At 37.3% G+C, this 19,063-nt stretch carries 16 protein-coding genes and 1 pseudogene; 7 read left to right on the plus strand and 10 right to left on the minus strand.

Going from position 1 to position 19,063, the window contains the following annotated elements:
• Positions 1–141 precede the first annotated feature (141 nt).
• Positions 142–1,248 (minus strand): iron-containing alcohol dehydrogenase, encoded by a 1,107-nt coding sequence (locus ACFX5U_RS13065; protein ID WP_400263595.1) that lies wholly within the window; start codon positions 1,246–1,248, stop codon positions 142–144.
• A 121-nt stretch (positions 1,249–1,369) separates the two neighbouring features.
• Positions 1,370–2,245 carry an AraC family transcriptional regulator gene (locus ACFX5U_RS13070; RefSeq protein WP_400260996.1) on the minus strand — a complete coding sequence of 292 codons (876 nt, stop codon included), beginning with the start codon at positions 2,243–2,245 and terminating at the stop codon, positions 1,370–1,372.
• 487 nt (positions 2,246–2,732) lie between these two features.
• Here ACFX5U_RS13070 and ACFX5U_RS13075 point away from each other — a divergent pair, with 487 nt between their 5' ends.
• On the plus strand, positions 2,733–2,900 hold the full coding sequence (locus ACFX5U_RS13075) for a hypothetical protein (RefSeq protein WP_400260997.1): 168 nt from the start codon (positions 2,733–2,735) through the stop codon (positions 2,898–2,900).
• Between the two features lie 362 nt (positions 2,901–3,262).
• On the opposite strand, the gene ACFX5U_RS13080 is transcribed toward ACFX5U_RS13075, so the two are convergent.
• The gene (locus ACFX5U_RS13080) at positions 3,263–3,505 is read right to left on the minus strand and encodes a hypothetical protein (RefSeq protein WP_400260998.1); all 243 of its coding nucleotides are present in this window, start codon (positions 3,503–3,505) and stop codon (positions 3,263–3,265) included.
• 329 nt (positions 3,506–3,834) lie between these two features.
• Entirely contained in the window at positions 3,835–4,188 is a 354-nt protein-coding gene (locus tag ACFX5U_RS13085) for a lipocalin family protein (RefSeq protein WP_280566891.1), read from the minus strand.
• 322 nt (positions 4,189–4,510) lie between these two features.
• Between ACFX5U_RS13085 and ACFX5U_RS13090 the strand changes: the two are divergent.
• Together ACFX5U_RS13090 and ACFX5U_RS13095 are read left to right on the plus strand one after the other, a co-directional pair.
• Positions 4,511–4,855: pseudogene (locus ACFX5U_RS13090) on the plus strand (hypothetical protein); the annotation flags it as partial.
• A gap of 46 nt (positions 4,856–4,901) precedes the next feature.
• Entirely contained in the window at positions 4,902–5,894 is a 993-nt protein-coding gene (locus tag ACFX5U_RS13095; RefSeq protein WP_400260999.1) for an aldehyde dehydrogenase family protein, read from the plus strand.
• Between the two features lie 109 nt (positions 5,895–6,003).
• Here the strand turns inward: ACFX5U_RS13095 and ACFX5U_RS13100 are convergent, their stop codons facing one another.
• Positions 6,004–6,186, minus strand: a complete 183-nt coding sequence (locus ACFX5U_RS13100) for a hypothetical protein (protein WP_400263631.1) — start codon at positions 6,184–6,186, stop codon at positions 6,004–6,006.
• Between ACFX5U_RS13100 and ACFX5U_RS13105 the strand changes: the two genes are divergently transcribed.
• The 4 genes from ACFX5U_RS13105 (at position 6,101) to ACFX5U_RS13120 (ending at position 12,182) form a co-directional block, all read left to right on the plus strand.
• Positions 6,101–6,370 carry a DUF2809 domain-containing protein gene (locus ACFX5U_RS13105; protein ID WP_400263596.1) on the plus strand — a complete coding sequence of 90 codons (270 nt, stop codon included), beginning with the start codon at positions 6,101–6,103 and terminating at the stop codon, positions 6,368–6,370. The genes ACFX5U_RS13100 and ACFX5U_RS13105 overlap by 86 nt on opposite strands.
• Before the next feature lie 391 nt (positions 6,371–6,761).
• The gene (locus ACFX5U_RS13110; RefSeq protein ID WP_400261000.1) at positions 6,762–9,740 is read left to right on the plus strand and encodes a SusC/RagA family TonB-linked outer membrane protein; all 2,979 of its coding nucleotides are present in this window, start codon (positions 6,762–6,764) and stop codon (positions 9,738–9,740) included.
• A gap of 10 nt (positions 9,741–9,750) precedes the next feature.
• Positions 9,751–11,433, plus strand: a complete 1,683-nt coding sequence (locus ACFX5U_RS13115) for a RagB/SusD family nutrient uptake outer membrane protein (protein WP_400261001.1) — start codon at positions 9,751–9,753, stop codon at positions 11,431–11,433.
• A 245-nt stretch (positions 11,434–11,678) separates the two neighbouring features.
• Complete coding sequence (locus ACFX5U_RS13120; RefSeq protein ID WP_400261002.1) at positions 11,679–12,182, plus strand: GNAT family N-acetyltransferase; 504 nt, start codon at positions 11,679–11,681, stop codon at positions 12,180–12,182.
• A 212-nt stretch (positions 12,183–12,394) separates the two neighbouring features.
• On the opposite strand, the gene ACFX5U_RS13125 is transcribed toward ACFX5U_RS13120, so the two are convergent.
• The 5 genes from ACFX5U_RS13125 to ACFX5U_RS13145 are packed head-to-tail and all read right to left on the minus strand — an operon-like array spanning position 12,395 to position 18,974.
• The gene (locus ACFX5U_RS13125) at positions 12,395–13,828 is read right to left on the minus strand and encodes a c-type cytochrome domain-containing protein (RefSeq protein ID WP_400261003.1); all 1,434 of its coding nucleotides are present in this window, start codon (positions 13,826–13,828) and stop codon (positions 12,395–12,397) included.
• Entirely contained in the window at positions 13,825–14,706 is an 882-nt protein-coding gene (locus tag ACFX5U_RS13130) for a sugar phosphate isomerase/epimerase family protein (protein ID WP_400261004.1), read from the minus strand. Before ACFX5U_RS13130 ends, ACFX5U_RS13125 begins: the two co-directional genes overlap by 4 nt.
• 11 nt (positions 14,707–14,717) lie before the next feature.
• Positions 14,718–16,211 (minus strand): DUF1501 domain-containing protein, encoded by a 1,494-nt coding sequence (locus ACFX5U_RS13135; RefSeq protein ID WP_400261005.1) that lies wholly within the window; start codon positions 16,209–16,211, stop codon positions 14,718–14,720.
• Between the two features lie 5 nt (positions 16,212–16,216).
• Positions 16,217–17,035, minus strand: a complete 819-nt coding sequence (locus ACFX5U_RS13140) for a DUF1553 domain-containing protein (protein WP_400261006.1) — start codon at positions 17,033–17,035, stop codon at positions 16,217–16,219.
• A 1-nt stretch (position 17,036) separates the two neighbouring features.
• Positions 17,037–18,974: a DUF1549 domain-containing protein gene (locus ACFX5U_RS13145; protein WP_400261007.1), complete on the minus strand. Its 1,938-nt coding sequence runs from the start codon at positions 18,972–18,974 to the stop codon at positions 17,037–17,039.
• Between the last annotated feature and the right edge of the window lie 89 nt (positions 18,975–19,063).

Raw genomic sequence — 19,063 nt, forward strand, 5'->3', positions numbered from 1 at the left:
ATAGATGTATTCAACTTGAAACAATTGTATGCAAACTTGTTGAAAAAGAACAGGAAATCATATTGATTTCCTGTTCTTAATTTAATTCCGTCTTGACCATATACAAACCAATATGAATGGTTAGGTCAAACTGAATAACATTTATTTCACAACTTCTTCCGAGAACACAACACCCTCATAGCAAGCGTTGTAAATAGACTTCAACTCGTCTAATGTAGGGACGCGAGGATTGAAACCTGTACAAGGATCTATCAGTGCATTATTCGCAATAAAGTCCAAATTTTTCTCCCAAACTTCCTTTGAAATTCCAAATTCTTTGATGGAAGATTTGTTATTCACCTCCGAACGTAATATTTCAATTTCCTGAGCAAGATCTTCGGCAGTTTCCTTACCAATTACTTTGGCCAAATCGGGATAACGGTTGGTTACCTGAGCATTGTAGCGGATTACATTCGGAAGAAAAATTGCATTGGATGCCCCATGAGGAATACCATACAATGCACCTACTTGATGAGATAACGAATGTACAATACCTAACCACGCATTGTTAAATGCTAAGCCTGCCATAAATGATGCATCATGCATATTTTGACGCGCTTTAATGTTATTCGGATTTTTCACTACCTCCTTCAAATTATCAAAAACAAGTTCGAGGCCACCTTTTGAAAGTGCATCAGCATAATTGTTTTCTATATTTGAAACATAGGCCTCTACACAATGTGTCAGCACATCAAGACCAGTATTTGATGTTACATGCGCTGGCATCGAAGCACAGATTTCCCCATCTACGATAGCAATATCTGGCGTAAGTTCGTAAGAAACAATAGGATACTTCACTCCTTTTTCTCTATCGGTGATTACGGCTAACCCTGTGGTCTCCGTCCCCGTACCGCTTGTAGAAGGAATAGCAATAAATTTAGCTTTATTTCTTAAAACTGGAACCGTAAAGGGTTTCGTAATGGTATCAAAATCAATATCTGGATACTCATAAAAAACCCACATGATCTTAGCTGCATCAATTGCTGAACAACCACCCAATCCAATGATCCAATCAGGTCCGAAAGCTTGAATCTGTTCAGCTCCTTTTAAACATGTTGTAGATGAAGGATCTTCCTCGACACCTTCAAAGATACTAACTTCTATTCCTGCTTCGGCAAGAAAAGCAACTGCTCTGTCCAATGTTCCACTATTTCTCATCGAGCTACCACCAGTAACAACTACTGCTTTCTTACCCTTTATGTTCTTCAGTTTCTTCTAGACTCCCAGCGCCATGGAAAACTTCTCCTGCAATAAATAATTTACTCATTTCTCTGTTATTTTATTACACAAAAGTATGCCTATATGCATCTTCGACGTTATACAAACGAGACTATCCGTTATACATTTGCGACAGTTCCTGCTGAAGTTGAGTTGGTGTTTCTTTTAATTTGGATTTTACAAACTTATTTAATGCCGATGGAGAATTAAAACCAAGGTCAAAAGCAATCTCTTTATGTGAAAGTTCGGAGAACATCAACTGCCTTTTAATCTCCATTAAGATCCTATGATGGATGGATTGGATCGCTGTTTCGCCACAGTGCCTTTTCGTAATTGCATTTAATCGTTTTGGAGTAACTATTAATTGTTCTGCATAATACTGAACAGTTCTGTTCTGTTTATAATGCTGATTCAAAAGTTTTTTAAATCGGATATAAATGGGCTTATCGAGGGTTTCCTTATACAAAATCGGGTGTAAACCGTGTACAGACTCAATTAAGCCGAGCAGAAAAATCTTAATATGGAATCTAGCTTGCTCCTTTTTAACCAGGCTTGGATGCTGATAAATTCCTTGAATGGTTTTAATCGTACCCAAACTTTGTTGAAAATCTTCTACCGAAAGGATAGTACAATTCAATTGTGTAGATAGATTAACATTATAGGTGCTCAACTCATTCTTCAAAATATCGGAACAGAATAATATTTCTTCAAAAAGAATTATTTTCCCCTTTAAATTTGTGCTAAAGTCGGAGACTAAACTTACCTGCTCAGGAAATACAACTGTTATCTTACCTGCTTTAAGCTTATGTATTTTATCTTCAATACGAATCTGCAGACTACCATTTTCCATGACAAGAATACAGAAATGGTCCTTCTTATGGGGTGTTGTATATTGATGCAAATTTTCTGCAGTAAGATCAAAAACCCGGAAAGATAAATCCTTGTCTTCCTTTTTTTGAATATTCTCTTTTATCTTCAACTTCTTCAAAATACGCTCTTTTGTTTCTTATAGAATTAAAAGGTAAATCTAAAAAAACAAATAACACTTGGACGTAAAAGTTTAACCTCAATATTTGATCGATAAATACGTCAGTTAGTGGTTTAAATTAAAAAAGACATCAACTCCATTAATTAGGAGGCCTTCATCACGGATCATTTACTTTGATTCATACTTGTTTGAGCTCTTAATAACAAAGCATTAATCTTATATTAGATAGGAATTTAAATGCACGATTCAATAATTTTTTAAATACCCCAGCAATATTCTACTTACATAACTTTTATAATTATGCTAACACAAATATGTCCAAAGTTACCCATGCACGATAGAGCGGTAACAAAATCCTATTACCAAAAATTATTAGGTTTTCAACTATCTGATGATTACGACCATTACTTGATCATTTACAAATGACAATATTGAAATCCATTTTTTTGAATTCAAAAACCTTAATCTGAAAGAAAATTATGGACAAGTGTATATCAGAACAAATGACATCGAAAGTCTATACAAATCACTCTTGGTTAATGGTGTTTCAATTCACCCGAATGGTCATTTAGCAACAAAACCATGGGGGCAAAAGGAATTTTCATTACTCGACCCCAACAACAATCTATTGACTTTTGGAGAATCAATTATTTAAAAATTCATAATACATCAAGGAAAAAATCATCTTTTATGGCTATGTCTCGAGATTTAGCATATACGTATTTCCAACATTCCAATATAAATTCAACATAGTTATATATGAGCATATTTACACTAACAAAATAATTAAGATAACAATTTTTACTATCATTTATTATTCTCAATGCCAATATTTCTGTCCCAAATACTTCAAATAGCAAGATTTTATTGAAGATATGCCTCATTAGGAAAGAGGGTGAAATCAACAAGAAAACAGGGGGTATGTATAGGAATAATAAAAGATTATAACAGGGCAGACTAAAGTTGAAGAAGTAAACACTGGTCTAAGTTCGAGGATCGAACTCAGACCAGTATCAATTAATTTTCTTCCTCTTCGTCGTCTTCACCAGCTAATGAGAATTTAACTGATTTTTGCGGATAATCGCCAACACTTAGCTCACTTGTATTCGCAATTAATTTTTTGATGCTAACTTTATCGCCTAATCTAAAATTAGCTTCTGTTAATTTATAATCCAATAAATAAGGACCACAGAAGTAATTACCTTTTGCATCTCTTTCTATTATCCCTCGATAGAGTCCTTTTTTTGTTTCTTTTGGCATGTTATTAATTTTATCTCTCAAAGATACAAAGAGTAAAAGCATTTTAAACCATTATAGCTAAAGATAATGATAAAACAACTGATAATTAGCGCACTACCCTACCTTCTTATTCGTGGTTAGATTTCTCAAAACTCTCCTATGAATAGCTTAACGTTTCAATTAATCAATAAATAAGCGCTTAAGTTTTTTACAAAATTCAGCATAAGACCTACGTCCTAACGGAACCTTCAGGTTTTTCTTCTGCTCCTCTTATTGTTATAACCCTATCTTATTAGCCAGCAACCTGATAGGTATATGCTGTAGCTTTTACCGTTACAGAAAAACCTTTACTACTTCTCCTTGGTATACTTAATAATTTGATTGCCTTTTTTTAATATTAATTTTTCTTGCGTTAATTCTTGAATGGTTAAAGTATCTGAAAATGCACTGGTTTGATGATTACCTATGCTTTTACCCGATAGAATCAACTTATCACCTGTTTTCTCCCACGTTGAATATTCAAGAGTCGCCATGTTAATGGAATTAGCCATACCTCCCTTTTTTAAACTTACCCCTTGCATAGACTCTTCCATCCCTGGAATAGGTTCTACCCAATTCCCTTCGATACTTACAGTATTACAAGCAAACAGTGCTGTTGAAAACAGCATTCCAATTATCCCCTTAAAAACAATGTTACTCTTCATATTTGAAAATTTAGTATGAACCAACTGACAAGATCTCTCCTCTTTCACGATTTGCATGACTTCAAAAACTGAACCAAAAAATAAATTAAATCTTGCTGCAAGATACGGGAGAAATCGTTCTTTAATAACCCAACTAAATGAATTAGAAAATTATATGTAAAAAAAGACAGCACGTTTGGACTTTACATTGCATCATAAAACAATAATTAAATAGAATTACAATAAACTATCCTTATTTTTAGGTCCATAGTTAATATCTAACTGTGTAAGGATTTTCTGCGATTTAGCATTTTAAAAGTCCAACACAATTAGAATTTATCGCATCCAAAATAACAGGGATATGAATTATCAAAACATACGACAAGCACAAAAGCGATTCTACCATTCAGGAGCAACACGATCCATTGCATTCAGAAAAGAACAACTCAAGTCTTTGAAAAACCTTATCCAATCAAACGAAGAGTTATTTTACGATGCTATTTACAAGGACTTCAGAAAATCACGTTTTGAGACCTATACCAATGAACTGAGCATCATCTATGCTGAGATAGATTATTATCTTAAAAATCTCAAGCGTATAGCAAAACCAAAACGCGTGCGTACAAATTTGACAAATATCCCTGGGCAAAGCTATATCTACCATGACCCGCTCGGCACGGTCCTGATTATAGGTGCATGGAAACTACCCTTATCAATTGACCTTAACACCTTTGGTGAGTGCTATTGCCGGAGGAAATACCGCTATTATCAAACCAAGCGAACTTCCTATGCATACCATGTATCTCATGGAGGAGCTTATCAATACAAATTTCCCAAAAGAATACCTTCATGTCGTTACTGGAGCGATACCTGAAACGACTGCATTATTAGCACTCGCATTTGATAAGATCTTTTTCACAGGAAGTCCTAAGGTAGGCAAAATCGTTTATGAAGCGGCGGCAAAACAATTATGTCCCGTTACTTTGGAACTAGGGGGGAAATCGCCGGCTATCCTAACACCTTCAGCAAATCTGAAGGTTGCAATCAAGCGATTGGTTTGGGGTAAATTTCTCAACGCGGGCCAAACATGTATCGCCCCAGATTACCTATATGTCCACGAATCGATTAAAACCAATGTTTTACAGATAATCAAAGAAATACTCGAAAAGATTCCATACAATGATGGTGCTGATCATTATGTGAGTATCATCGACCAACACAACTACAATCGTCTGGAGAAAATGATGAATGCTGATAAAGTATATTACAAAAATGGTGAGCACAATCCTGAAAAGCTGCATTTTGCACCCACAATCATGTCTGACGTAACATGGGACGACACCGTGATGCAAGATGAAATATTTGGTCCTATCCTACCTGTATTAACTTACAACGACTTTCGTCAGGTCTTAGAAACAATCAATGACAAAGAAAAACCGCTTTCTGCATACCTCTTTAGTAATGATGCGAAAGAAAAGGATGCTTTTCTGAACATCTTATCTTTTGGAGGAGGATGTATCAACGATACCATCATGCATGTAGCTAGTGAGTATCTTCCATTTGGCGGTGTTGGAAATTCAGGTACAGGCAATTATCATGGAGAAGCAGGTTTCCGTTGTTTTACGCATCAAAAATCTGTATTAAAAAAGGCGAATTGGGGTGAACCAAATCTTAAATATCCGCCATATACAGAAAACAAATTAAAGTGGATAAAAAAGGTCTTGTGAAAAAAATCACTAAAATACTACGTAGATAATCCTAAAACCTCCAATTTTCCATATGTTTCCATTACGGGATATTAAAAATTTTCAGAAGTATGAAAAACACTAAAACTACTTATCTCGCTCTCGCCATAACTACAATAATATTGGGTTTAGTGATAAGAAAGATACCATTTATTCCTGCCATTACAGGTGACATGCTATATGCTGTTATGGCATATTGGCTCTGTCGATTTCTATTTTTTAAACGTTCTAAATCATTTTCGCTCTTCTTGGCGGTTACATTTTGTTTTTTCATTGAATGTCTACAGTTAATCCAAACTCCTTTTTTTATTTATATAAGAAGTCATTCACTCTTACGTTTAGTATTTGGGCAAGGATTCTTATGGTCCGATCTACTAGCCTATATGTTTGGGGCTTCTATAGCATATTTATGTGACAAGGCTTGTTTTACAGCTCGTTGCTATAAAGAACATGAATAGCTAAATTTTGCCTTTACATTTCTGATCAACCTATCCTCCATCTATACCACTCAAAGGCATTCTTAGAATAATTTTCTATTTCTTTGATTTTAGACCTTATGTATTATAAAATTGTACAATAGCATCTCTCCCATTGCTAAATAGGAAACAATCCTACAAATCGTCTCAAAAGATGATCAAATTGTCTCATCATCATGTTAAAGTTTTAAAAAATTATCAACTTAAATGAAACTACCAAACTAATTATGAGAACTGTTAACTATTTGTTTCGCCGACGGCATAGGCAGTTTCTGCCATTTACCAACTGTATAAATGCCTTCGCTAGTAATACTTAAAAGTAATAGTTTCATGCTATTATAATCGATAAAACCTATTGTAAACCTTTAAGCCTATGAATTTTAAAATCAATAATTTTAAAGTAGTTACCAAATTATTGCTATTCAGCACAAATTTTTATGCAATAACAGCACTTGCTTCGCCTGTTGCCATTTATAGCAACGTCGTCCAGTCAACACTTAATGGTAAAATTACGGACCAAACCGGTACTCCATTAGCAGGTGCAACAGTGCATGTAAAAGGTACCGCGCAGAGTACAGCCACAGATCAAACTGGAAATTTCAAACTAACCAATGTCAAAAAAAATGATATCATCTTAATTAGGATGATTGGATTTATGACACAAGAAGTTCACTATAGCGGTGAACCAAACCTGCTAATAAAAATGGAGGATATGTCCCAAAATCTAGAAGAGGCAGTTGTAGTGGGATATGGTACCATTGATAAAAAAGAACTTACCAGTGCTGTGTCGACAATCAAACAAAAAGATATGATTGCGGGTTCTGCTTCGCCCTTACTCGCTATACAGGGGAAAGTCCCCGGCTTAAGTGTTGTTTCCACCAATGGTACGGATCCAAATGCTGGAATATCATTGCAGCTGCGGGGTGTCAACTCGGTGAAAGCTTCTCAAGGTCCCTTGGTCGTCATCGATGGTGTCCCTGGAGGAGATATCAATTCTGTAGCTAAGGAAGACATCGAATCAATCAACGTACTTCGAGACGCTTCAGCTGCAGCTATTTACGGAACAAGAGCATCAGGTGGTGTTATTCTGATCACGACAAAAAGACCCCAAGTAGGAAACGCACAGGTCACTTTTACTTCTGAGTATTTTATGGAAACGATTCGCAAAAAACCAAAGGTTCTTTCTGCAAAAAAATTCCTGGAGTATGGATTAGGAAAAGACCTCGGACACAAAACGGATTGGTATGATGAAGTCACTAACGACAACCCTTTTAGCCACAGACAGGTCGTCAATATCAATGGAGGATCTGAAACCGCTAGTATTTATGCAACATTTACGAAAAGAGATGCGACGGGGATGGCTATTACCTCAAAACGGGAAGAAATTGGAGGACGTATCAACTCTTCATTTAAATTCTTTAACGGATTTGCTGAACTCAATTCAAATGTGAGTTACAATGAAGCGAAGGCCTTTAGCAGCAATAATGATATTTTTAACAATAATGATATCTTTAATATGGCTATGGTGCTAAATCCTACAGAAACTCCTTACGATATCAATGATGTAAGTGGATACAACGTATTGGTTGGTGGGTATGACACCTGGAATCCAGTTGCCGAAGCTAAACTAAGGTCTGATGTTAAACAATTTAAATACCTCTTGGCAAATAGCACTTTGAAACTTAATCTAAGCGAACATTTAAATACAAGTGCTACTATTGGAATAAAAAGTAACTCAGAACACGGCAGCTTTTACCGTTCTTCACAACATCGTATTTCGCGAGAAAATAATGTAGATGGGTATGCAGAGCAATATAACAATAAATATATTGACCGTGTATTTGAATGGACATTGAATTATAATAAACGCTGGGACGACCACAGTGTCAATGCCGTAGTTGGTTATAGTTATCAAGATTTTAATGGGCAAGGTTTTTCTGCTAAAAATTCTGACTTCCCAGTAGATGGAATCAAAGAGAATGACATGGAAACGGGTAGTTATCTTGTAGCTGGTAGAGCTGGTATGGGCTCATGGAAAAACCCATGGGTAAAATTAGCTGCTTTCTTTGGTCGTATAAACTACTCTTACTTGGATCGCTACATACTTACCGCAACAGCACGATATGAGGGGTCTAGTAAATTTGACCCCAAAAATAGATGGGGATTTTTCCCTGGTCTATCAGCAGGATGGCGCATATCGCAGGAATCATTCTTAAAAGATGTCTCGTTTATAAACGACCTAAAATTGAGAGCTGGCTATGGCGAAACAGGTAATGAAGGCTTTGATGCTAAGGTAGCCCGCCGTATGTACAGTGCCGACACCTGGTTTTTGCAAGATGACAAATGGTTTAGGACTTACGGAGTGATGCACAATCAAAATGCTGATATTAAATGGGAGGTAAAAAAAGAGTATAATTTAGGTCTGGACTTTTCAATCTTGAATAATAAAGTAAGTGGTCGCTTTGATATGTATAAACGGAAGATAGATGATCTGATTTACGAAATCAGTGTTTCTCAACCGCCAGCAATTCATGACAAAACAACCATGAATGTGGGTAGCATGCAAAATACAGGTTACGAATTTGAACTCAATTATAAAGCCGTTTCAAATGAAACCTTTACCTACACTACAGGAATTGTTGCATCTCACAATAAGAGTACACTCAACTCGCTATGGGGCAATCAAACATTTATCGATAAAAAAGGGTTTCCTGCACCAGGATCTCCAGGAACAGCTGTAAGGTTGTACCCTGGCGAAGATATCGGTCGCTTTTATATTTGGAAATTTGCCGGTTTTACTGAAGATGGGTACTGGAAACTGTATGATAAGGATGGTCAGGCTTTTGATGTGCGGGAACAAAGTAAAACACAAGCAGACAAATCGTTTGTGGGCAATGCTATACCAAAACTTCAGCTTTCTTGGAACAATCAGTTCACCTATAAAAACTGGGATGCCAGTATCTACATGCGCAGTTGGATTGGACATGATGTCTTCAATATGATCAACATGTATTACAGTTTACCAAATGTGAAATCTCAAAATGTGCTATCGGAGGCTTTTGACAAACATAAAGATATTAAAGGAGAGAAAGAATTAAGTGATTATTGGTTGGAAAAAGGAACCTTTCTAAAAGTAGATGCCCTGAGTTTCGGTTATTCTTTTAATGCCAATAAAATCAAACCAATAAAGGCACTTCGTATATATGCGACCGCTAGAGATCTTTTTGTATTCACAAATTATACAGGTTTAGATCCGGAGGTCAATATCAATGGACTCGAACCAGGTTTTGAAGAAAGGAATGCCTATCCAAAAACCAGAACTTTTATGATGGGACTACAAGTAAACTTTTAAAAAGAAAAGCATGAAAAAATACATATCGATATTAACATTAACCGCTGGTCTATTACTCCAAGGTTGTACTAAGTTGGATCAAGAATTTTATAGTTCGGTAACTCCGGAAACCTTTTACAAAAGTGAGAAAGATATCAAGGCCGCCCTTTTCAGACCTTTTACACATGCTAAATGGTATCTTGGAGAAGATAGATGGCGATTACAGGAATATACAGCGGACAATTTTGCAATCAGTACAAAGGGTAGACATTGGTATAATGGCGGTGAAAATGAACGTTATCACTATCATAAATGGACAGCAGATGACGGTTGGATTTCGGAAAGTTGGAGAGGTACACTGATGGGGATTGCTCTGGCTCTTGATGCAAAAAATGATCTATCAAAACTTGACTATACCAAATTTGCACTGACCGCAGAGAAACAAGCTGCGGATTTAGCCCAATTGGATGCATTAATAGCTTATTTCTATTTAAGAGGTCTTGATTATTTTGGAGGAATGCCAATTTTTGAATCTCTGGATCAAGAATCTCTCCCTAGGAATACAGATCAAGAGCTTTTTTTACATATCGAGAAATTGCTGAAACAAGCAATAGACATCATACCATCCAAAAAAGCTGGTGACAAAGAAGAAGGTGCAATCAGAAAAGCTGCTGTTGCCGCTATGTTGGCACAATTGTATTTCAATGCAGAGGCTTATATCGGAAAACCGATGTATGAAGAAAGTAAAACAATCAGTCAAGCGATTATCAATAAAGAATATGGCGATTACCAACTAGATCCGACATGGAATGGTGTTCATGGATTTAAGAACAACCTTTCACCTGAAATCATATGGTCAATGCCTTCCGAATTTAAAATGCTAGAATACAATTGGTTTTATTCCAACTTCTATCATTACAATACGAAACAATATTTCGGGCAGGATATGGGTGGAGATAATGGAGGTCATCTTAGTCCTTCGCGTAAACCTGACGGAAGTTTGTATACCAGCGATTTCAAATTAGGGTCGCCCTACGAGACATTTGATAATGGAGACTTGCGAAAAGTTCCCTTTCATTATTCAGGCGCCGAAAACTACGAAGGTATGTTTATTGTCGGCCCACACTTAACTCCGACAGGAGAAGCGATTCTTGGTGGCGAGGAATACAAGGACCTGCCTTTAACATTTGTGGATCAGGTGGCACGTTTCTCAGAAGTGGGTATAGGGGAAAAATACAGCTCTATTGCTCAACTACCCTCCAAAATGTCTGAAGGTGAAGAAAATACAGGCATTCGACTGGTTAAGGTTCCTATCCCAAACTTAGCCAACAATACCTTAAGATGGGGTGCAGATATGCCAGCGATAAGATTAGCCGAAATTTACTATATGCTTGCTGAGTGTGAATTTCGTGTAGGCGACAAAGTAAAAGCTGCAGCATTATATAATGAGGTTAGAAAAAGAAATTTCAAGGATACAACAGATCCGAATCCGCTTACAAGTACGAACTTAGATAAATATCGTATCCTTGATGAGTGGAGTATCGAATTTTTAGGAGAAGGTCGTAGAAGAACAGACCTCATTCGATGGAAAGCATTTACTACCGAAAATTGGTGGGATCATAAAGCATCAAATGCCAATCATTTGAACCGTTTCCCAGTTCCTAATTCAGCTATCTCTGGCAATAATAGCTTAGAACAAAATCCAGGTTATTAACGCCTAATAAGCAATAATTTCAGTAAATAAAGCCCTTAATTCAAATGAATTAAGGGCTTTATCATGATTATCTATTATAGATAATGGAATTAGCGTGCTTTGGTCTACTTTGAGAATCTAACCATCACGAGCGGAAAACGCATCCGTATGATGTCATCAACAAAATAAGTAATGAAGTATAGGATGCGCTAGCGCTAACAATGTTTAACTTTGAGCATCTCAAAATTTTAATAAGAACTGAGCATATGATAACCTCACTCAACTTTAAAAAGTATAAAACTGAAGATTTCAGGGACTATTATAATCTTGTAAAAGAAGACACCTATATGAAATACATTACGGGAGAAGGGATGTCTAAAGAAAATGCTATAAAGAGATTTGAGTATATATTGGATTTTGGTCGACAACATGATGCTATAGGATATTTTCAAGTACGTGATGTAGAAACTAATAGCATTATCGGTGACAGTAAACTCGTGTACAATAAGGATGATAAGTCACTATTTGAAATCGGTTACTTACTCAAAGAAGAGTACTGGAGAAAGGGCTTAGGGACAAAAATATGTGCATACTTATTAGCATTAGCTTCGACAATAGATGAGAAAAAAGATATTATTGGGATTATCCATCCAGAAAATATAGCCTCGAGAAGATTACTTGAAAAGTTTGGATTCAAAAGCATTTTCAAAGGAGATGAAAATGGGGCAACAATAGAGAAACTCATATTAAAGCGAAACGGTGAGGATTGATTTCAACAAAAATCATACGGAATTCCATTTCAAGATTGTTATTTATTCAATATCCTTGACAACGAAATAAAACAGGTACTTACTTGCGTAAATTCTGTTCGTTAAACTTTGAATTACAGCTTAACGAACAGAGTCTTTAATGATCCAAAAAAACAGTAGTTTTATTATTTCATTGAATCAAATAAACTTATTTCTTAACACGCTTTTCAGCTTTAAAAACGAATGGTATCCGATGCTAAGAAAGGTAATTCATAAGCTCCAGTATCCATCATTACTTGTTTTGCTACTTTTTTTAAATTCATTACTGATGCTTCGGTTACTTTAGTTTGATAGGCATAGATCTGGTTCAGCTTAGGTAGATTATTTAATTTTTCTAAACCCTTATCTGTCACCGGAACGGCGAATAAATTTAGGTAACGTAAATTTTGATGTCCAGCCAGAAATGTTAACCCATCATCTGTAATCTGCGTATGCTCCAAATGCAACTTCATTAAGTTGGTAAATTCGGGAATAATCTTAAGGCCCTGATTCGTAATGGCCGTATTACCCAACTTCAATTGCACGATGTTATCTTTTATTTTCAGCAAGTCAGTTAAATCTTGATCTTTAAATTCAGGATAATTGATTGCATTGATAACGACATATTCACTATTCTTATCAATAGGTAAAACCTTGATTCCTTTCGCCTGCAATTGTTGTACAAAATCTGTCGGTAACTTATTGGCTTCAGGTAATTCCTCAAATGGTGAAGTAGGTTCGCTCCCCTTTTCAAGCTTCGCTAATATTTCGTTCATTTCAGCAGTTTGCGCCAGTTCGCTTGTTTTTTTTCCAAAGTCAGCACCCTCTTTTACCCACCAACCGATTAGTTTTATCTGCTCAGCAGTAATTGGTTTCCGTCCTTTAGGAGGCATCCGCCCTTCATGCCCTTCTGGCAGAATCAATCGGGCATACAATTCACTCTTTTCAGCATCATTCAACACCAATACGGTACCATTATCGCCACCTTTCAGTAGATGTACTTGATCATGCAGAGCCAAACCACCCTCTTTCTTCTTTTCTCCGTGACAACTCACACATCTTTGTTTCAATATGGGTTGAATGATCCCACTGTATACTTGCGCTTCCTGTACATTAGTCAGCAGAGTCATCTCCTCTATTGGTTCTTCGATACCAACGACTTCTTTAATTGCCGTCGGAAGTGCATCTTTAAAATATCCCTTTCCATGTGTCAGTGTACCACCAAAATGGCCAGTGAAAGCAATAAGAATAAACATCAGAAACAATAGCAACAGTCGATATGGTTTTATTTTTTCAATAAAAGAATAGCGCGTACCCTCTCTATATAATTGGTATAAAAAAAGACTGATTACTGCGACAGCTATCCCTAACCATTGATGAAAATCCAATGTTTCCTGTTCATATCCTCCCTGTAAAGACAATAAATATCCTGTAAAACATGCCAATAAAGCAGCAACACCGCCAAGTAATAGAGATAAAGATATCGCTGGTCCAATAGTACGATAGCTTTCCTTTCTTGAAAAGACTGCCAATATACAAGCTACAATCAACATTCCAATAGGTAAATGCACCAATAGAGGGTGCCATCTACCAGTAAAATTCATCAACTCTTCAAAAAACAACATCATGATTTATAGCGTGTTTTTAAAAGATTTAACATGAATACATTGATACTCCACTGATCAGCAACAGGTTGTTGTGTATAAGGTAAAGTAGGTAAATAACCTGCAGGACCGAACTCGGTAGTAATCCTTAAAATTCCTACATTATTCTCCTTATGAAGTCTCACAATTTCATCCCACCATGCCAAATGTTGGTCTAATGTGGATTTCCACTCTGGTGCTGCTGGATCATTGACTTGTGGCCCTTGAGGATGACCTACTCGAGCATGGATATGGCTTGTTCTTGATAATGCCAATTGAACTGCCTCTTTCTGATCAGATAGCATAGATTCATGAACATTGCACCAATGCGATATATCCAAAGTTAACTTCAACTCTGGGATTTGTTGCAAATAATTTTTTGTGATATGCGCTGCAAAACTAAATCTTCCACGGTGGGTTTCGTGTGTTATCGGAATACCTGTTTTTTTGGATATGGATGTTGTTGCATCAATCAATGCTTTATTCTGCTCGAAGGTATAATAATCTTTACCGGTATGGCAATTGATATAATCAGGTTTCTGTTGAGCAGCCTCCTCGACATTTTTGGCAAATGAGCTCAGGTACTGCTCAAAATTTGCACCACCACCTCCACTCAATAGTCCAAGTGAGAGTTTATGTTTCTTTAATGCCTCGAACATTGCTGTACGATCGGGCCCTGCAGCAGGTAACCAAGTCTCTAGACCATCATATCCTGCCTGGCTCACTTTGGCACAGTAACTGTCCCATGATTCTGCCGTACCCCAGTTGGTACAGTAATACTTAATTTTAAGATTATCTTTCACTTGAGCTTGACTTGGTAAAGCCCACAAACAAAACAGCATGATGCTATATAAATATTTCATTCAGGTATAAGTTAAACAATTGCACTGATCAGGTTGCCTTCTACATCCGTAAGACGGAAAGGCCTTCCCTGAAATTCATAAGTAAATTTTTCATGGTCGAAACCGAGTAAATGGAGCATAGTAGCATGTACATCATGCACTGAAGACCTACCACTGATCCCAGTAAAACCGATTTCATCCGTCTCTCCATAGGTCACTCCGGGCTTGACTCCACCGCCAGCCATCCATATCGTATAAGCATCGGTATGATGATCACGTCCTAAGAAGGGCATATCGCTGTTATCTCGGTTTTCTTGCATCGGAGTTCTACCAAATTCACCACCCCAAACGACCAATGTTTCATCCAACAATCCGCGCTGTTTCAAGTCCATGATCAATGCCGTCATCGGTCGATCTATCTCTCTACATTTATTTCGAAATCCATAATCTATAGAATCGGAAGCATTGGTACCATGACTATCCCAGCCCCAATCGAATAATTGTACATAACGCACACCTTGCTCAACGAGCTTACGCGCTAACAAGCAATTATTTGCAAAGGATTCTTTCCCAGGTTCTGTACCATACAATTCATGAATATGTGCAGGCTCTTGGCTGATATCCATCACTTCTGGAACTGCGACCTGCATTTTGTAAGCCATCTCATATTGGGCTATTCGCGATAGTGTTTCAGGATCTTTGTAAGTATCATATTCGTCTTTATTCACTTCATTGATGGCATCTATGGCATGTCTCTTTAAGTCTCTATCCATACCATCGGGGTCAGCAAGATAAAGTACAGGATCACCTTTGGAACGACATTGCACACCTTGATAAACTGACGGCAAGAAACCCGAACCCCATACACTTTTTCCTGCATCGGGCGTTTTCCCTCCTGAGGTCAAAACAACAAATCCTGGTAAGTTACTATTCTCTGATCCCAAACCATAGGTTACCCAAGAGCCGATACTCGGTCTTCCAAGTCTTGCACTTCCTGTCTGCATAAATAATTGTGCAGGGCCATGGTTGAATTGATCCGTATGTACCGCCTTTAGGAAACTGACATCGTCCACCACTTTACTAAAGTGTGGTAAATGGTCCGATACCCAAGCACCACTTTGTCCATATTGTTTAAAGGTGGCCTGCGGGCCCAACATCTTAGGGATACCCCGTATGAAAGCAAACTTCTTACCCGCCAAAAGTGATTCCGGACAAGGTTGGTTATGTAATGTTTGTAGCACCGGTTTATAGTCAAACAATTCCAATTGAGAAGGTGCACCTGCCATATGCAGATAAATAACACTTTTTGCTTTTCCAGGAAAATGTGGAGATTTTGGAATCAAGGGATTTAAAGCATTCAGATCAAAAGCTCCACCCGTATTCGTATTACCACCACAACTTGCTAGAAAACTACCTAGCGCTATACTTCCAACACCTGCCACGCAGTCTTTCAAAAAATGTCTACGCGTGACTGCTTGCAATTTTTGTTGCTGCAATTCACTAAATAATTTATTAAGATCTTTCATTTTCCTTACGATTTTGTTAGAAATTCATCCAAGTTTAACAATGCATTTGCCACAACCATATAGGCGGCTTTTGATGTTAATGATGGGTCCTTAGATTCATCTGCACTAGCAGCCATAAATTTAGCGGCCTCAGCAGGTTTCTTATTAAAATTTTGGAGTGCCGCTTGATACAATTTCTCTAATGCCACGACTTTATCTTCAGTAGGGCTCTTTAACATGAGCTCTTTGTAACCATGACTAATTATAGATTTCGGACTACCTGCACCATCTTTTTGCATCCGCCGAGATAAATGCTTAGCAGCCTCTATATAAACTGGATCATTTAATGTGGTTAAAGCTTGCAATGGTGTGTTCGTACGAATACGATCGCCCAAACAGACTTCCCTACTGGAAGCATCAAATGAAATAAATGAAGGGTAAGGACTTGTTCTCTTCAGAAAGGTATAAAGTCCTCTTCTATATTGATCTTCACCCTCACTTGTAGCCCAAGACTCGCCACTATATACGGTCATCCAAACACCATCAGGTTGAAAAGGCATCACCGATGGACCATACATTTTTTTACTTAGCAGACCACTAACAGCTAACGTTTGATCACGAATTTGCTCAGCAGAAAGCCTAAATCTTGGTCCACGAGCTAAATAAATATTTGCAGGATCCTTATCAGCATCACTCTTCTTTAAACTTGAAGATTGTTTATAAGTAGATGACATGACTATATCTTTGATTAAGCTCTTCATACTCCATTTTTTAGAGTGCATCAAATCTAATGCTAAGTAATCTAACAAGTCTGTATGCATAGAAGGAATACTTTGCGTACCCATATCACCAAGCGGTTTCTACCAACCCTCTTCCAAATAATTGTGCCCATACCCTATTAACCAAGGTACGTGCAGTCAATGGATTATCTTTACTCACAATCCATTTTGCAAAACCTAATCTATTTTTTGGCGCTCCTTCAGGAAATGCATTCAAAGTTGCTGGTACTCCTGGTTGCACTTCTTCTCCTAATGTCAATCTATTCCCCCTTTCGAAAACATGTGTTTTTCGATGCATATCTGCTGGATTTTCAATCATTATCGGCACACTTTCAGGATTCGTATTGATCAGCTGTAAAAATGTATTTTTCATGCTTTGCGATTCAACATTATTTGCAACAGGTAGTCCTTCTCGTAGCGCAAACCACTCAATCATACAAATCGGTTGATCTTTTCCCGCGCTTGGATTTCTAAAGATGAGGTAGAGATCATGAACTCCAGCTTCATCTTTAATAGCTGCCTGAATCACCTGTCTACCAGAAGTATTAGGAAGCTGTACTTCACTTAACAATGGCCCATCCTTACTACCCTTTCTCACTTCAATGACTCCACCTTTTAAATCAGTCCAATAATTGATATAGAGTTGCTTCTTACCTTGCAGCGAAATATTTTTCAAACGTGCACTTCCTCCTGAACGTACCCCTAACCATTTGGTATCATATAAAGCACCATTTTCTACTTGATCACTGTAATGTGCATGAATTTTGGGTTCTAATGTTTGTAAAAACAAATCGGTCGAACGAATTAAATCTTGATGACCATTCTTTGTCAACCAATATTTGATACTATCTACACGTTTCTCATCCTCCGGTTTATAAAAGCGTAACCTCGGATGATCACCTTGTGTATCTTCATCTCGCGTGTTGTTGAAAAATGCAACAGATTTGTAGTATTCTTCAAATTTAAAAGGGTCATATGTATGGCTATGACATTGTATACATTCGAATGTGGTGCTCAACCAAACTTGATAAGTCGTATTGACCCGATCGAGTACAGATGCTACCCGGAACTCTTCATTATCTGTTCCTCCCTCATCATTATTCATGGTATTGCGATGGAAAGCTGTAGCGATTAACTGGTCTTTAGTAGGCTCTGGCAATAAATCACCGGCTAGCTGCTCTATGGTAAATTCATCATAAGGCATGTCCTTATTCAAGGATTTTATCAACCAATCTCGGTATGGCCATATACGTCTAGAAGCATCTTTCTCGTAGCCTTTTGTGTCGGCATAACGTGCCAAATCGAGCCACCAGCTCGCCCATTTTTCTCCATATTGTTGCGAGGCGAGTAAACTATCTACTCGCAATTCATAGGCTTCTTCTCTGTTATCATTAATAAATGATTCCACTTCTTTTAGCGTTGGTGGTATACCCACAATATCCAAATAGAGCCTACGTAGTAAAGTTTCTTTATCTGCTTGATCAGAAAAGGTCAAGCCTTCTTGATTCATTTTATCCTGTACGAAAAAATCAATATTATTGGATATCCCTTTAGGTTTCATACCAAATAAGCTTGCAAAAGAAAAGGGTTTCGGTACTTCAACATGTTCTGGTAAAGTATAAGCCCAATGTTCTCCCCATTTCGCTCCTTCATTTACCCATCTAGTCAAAATACTGATTTCTTCATCAGTCAACTTTGGAGCATTGTAGGGCATCCTTAACTCAGGGTCCTCACTGGTAAGACGTTTTATAAATTCACTATGATCCGCATCTCCTGCGATGATAGCTGGCTTTCCCGACTCTGTTTTAGCAAAGGCTTCCTCTTCAAAAAGTAAACTAAAATTCCCATTTTTCTTTACTCCCCCATGGCAAGTAATACAATGCTTATTGAGAAGGGGCTTTACATCAGCACTAAAATCCACAGAATCTTCTTTCTGAAAGGTGAACAATCCGATAGCAACGATTGCACACAATAAGAGGGATACGACGACAAGTTTTCTTTTCATTTTCAATACGATTTATAACTTTAGGTATGATGGACAACCAAACTGGCTTTCAAAATGGCCTATCGCTTTTTTCGTTATTTAGGTGTATA

Source organism: Sphingobacterium sp. SG20118, from assembly GCF_044740685.1.
Lineage (GTDB): Bacteria > Bacteroidota > Bacteroidia > Sphingobacteriales > Sphingobacteriaceae > Sphingobacterium.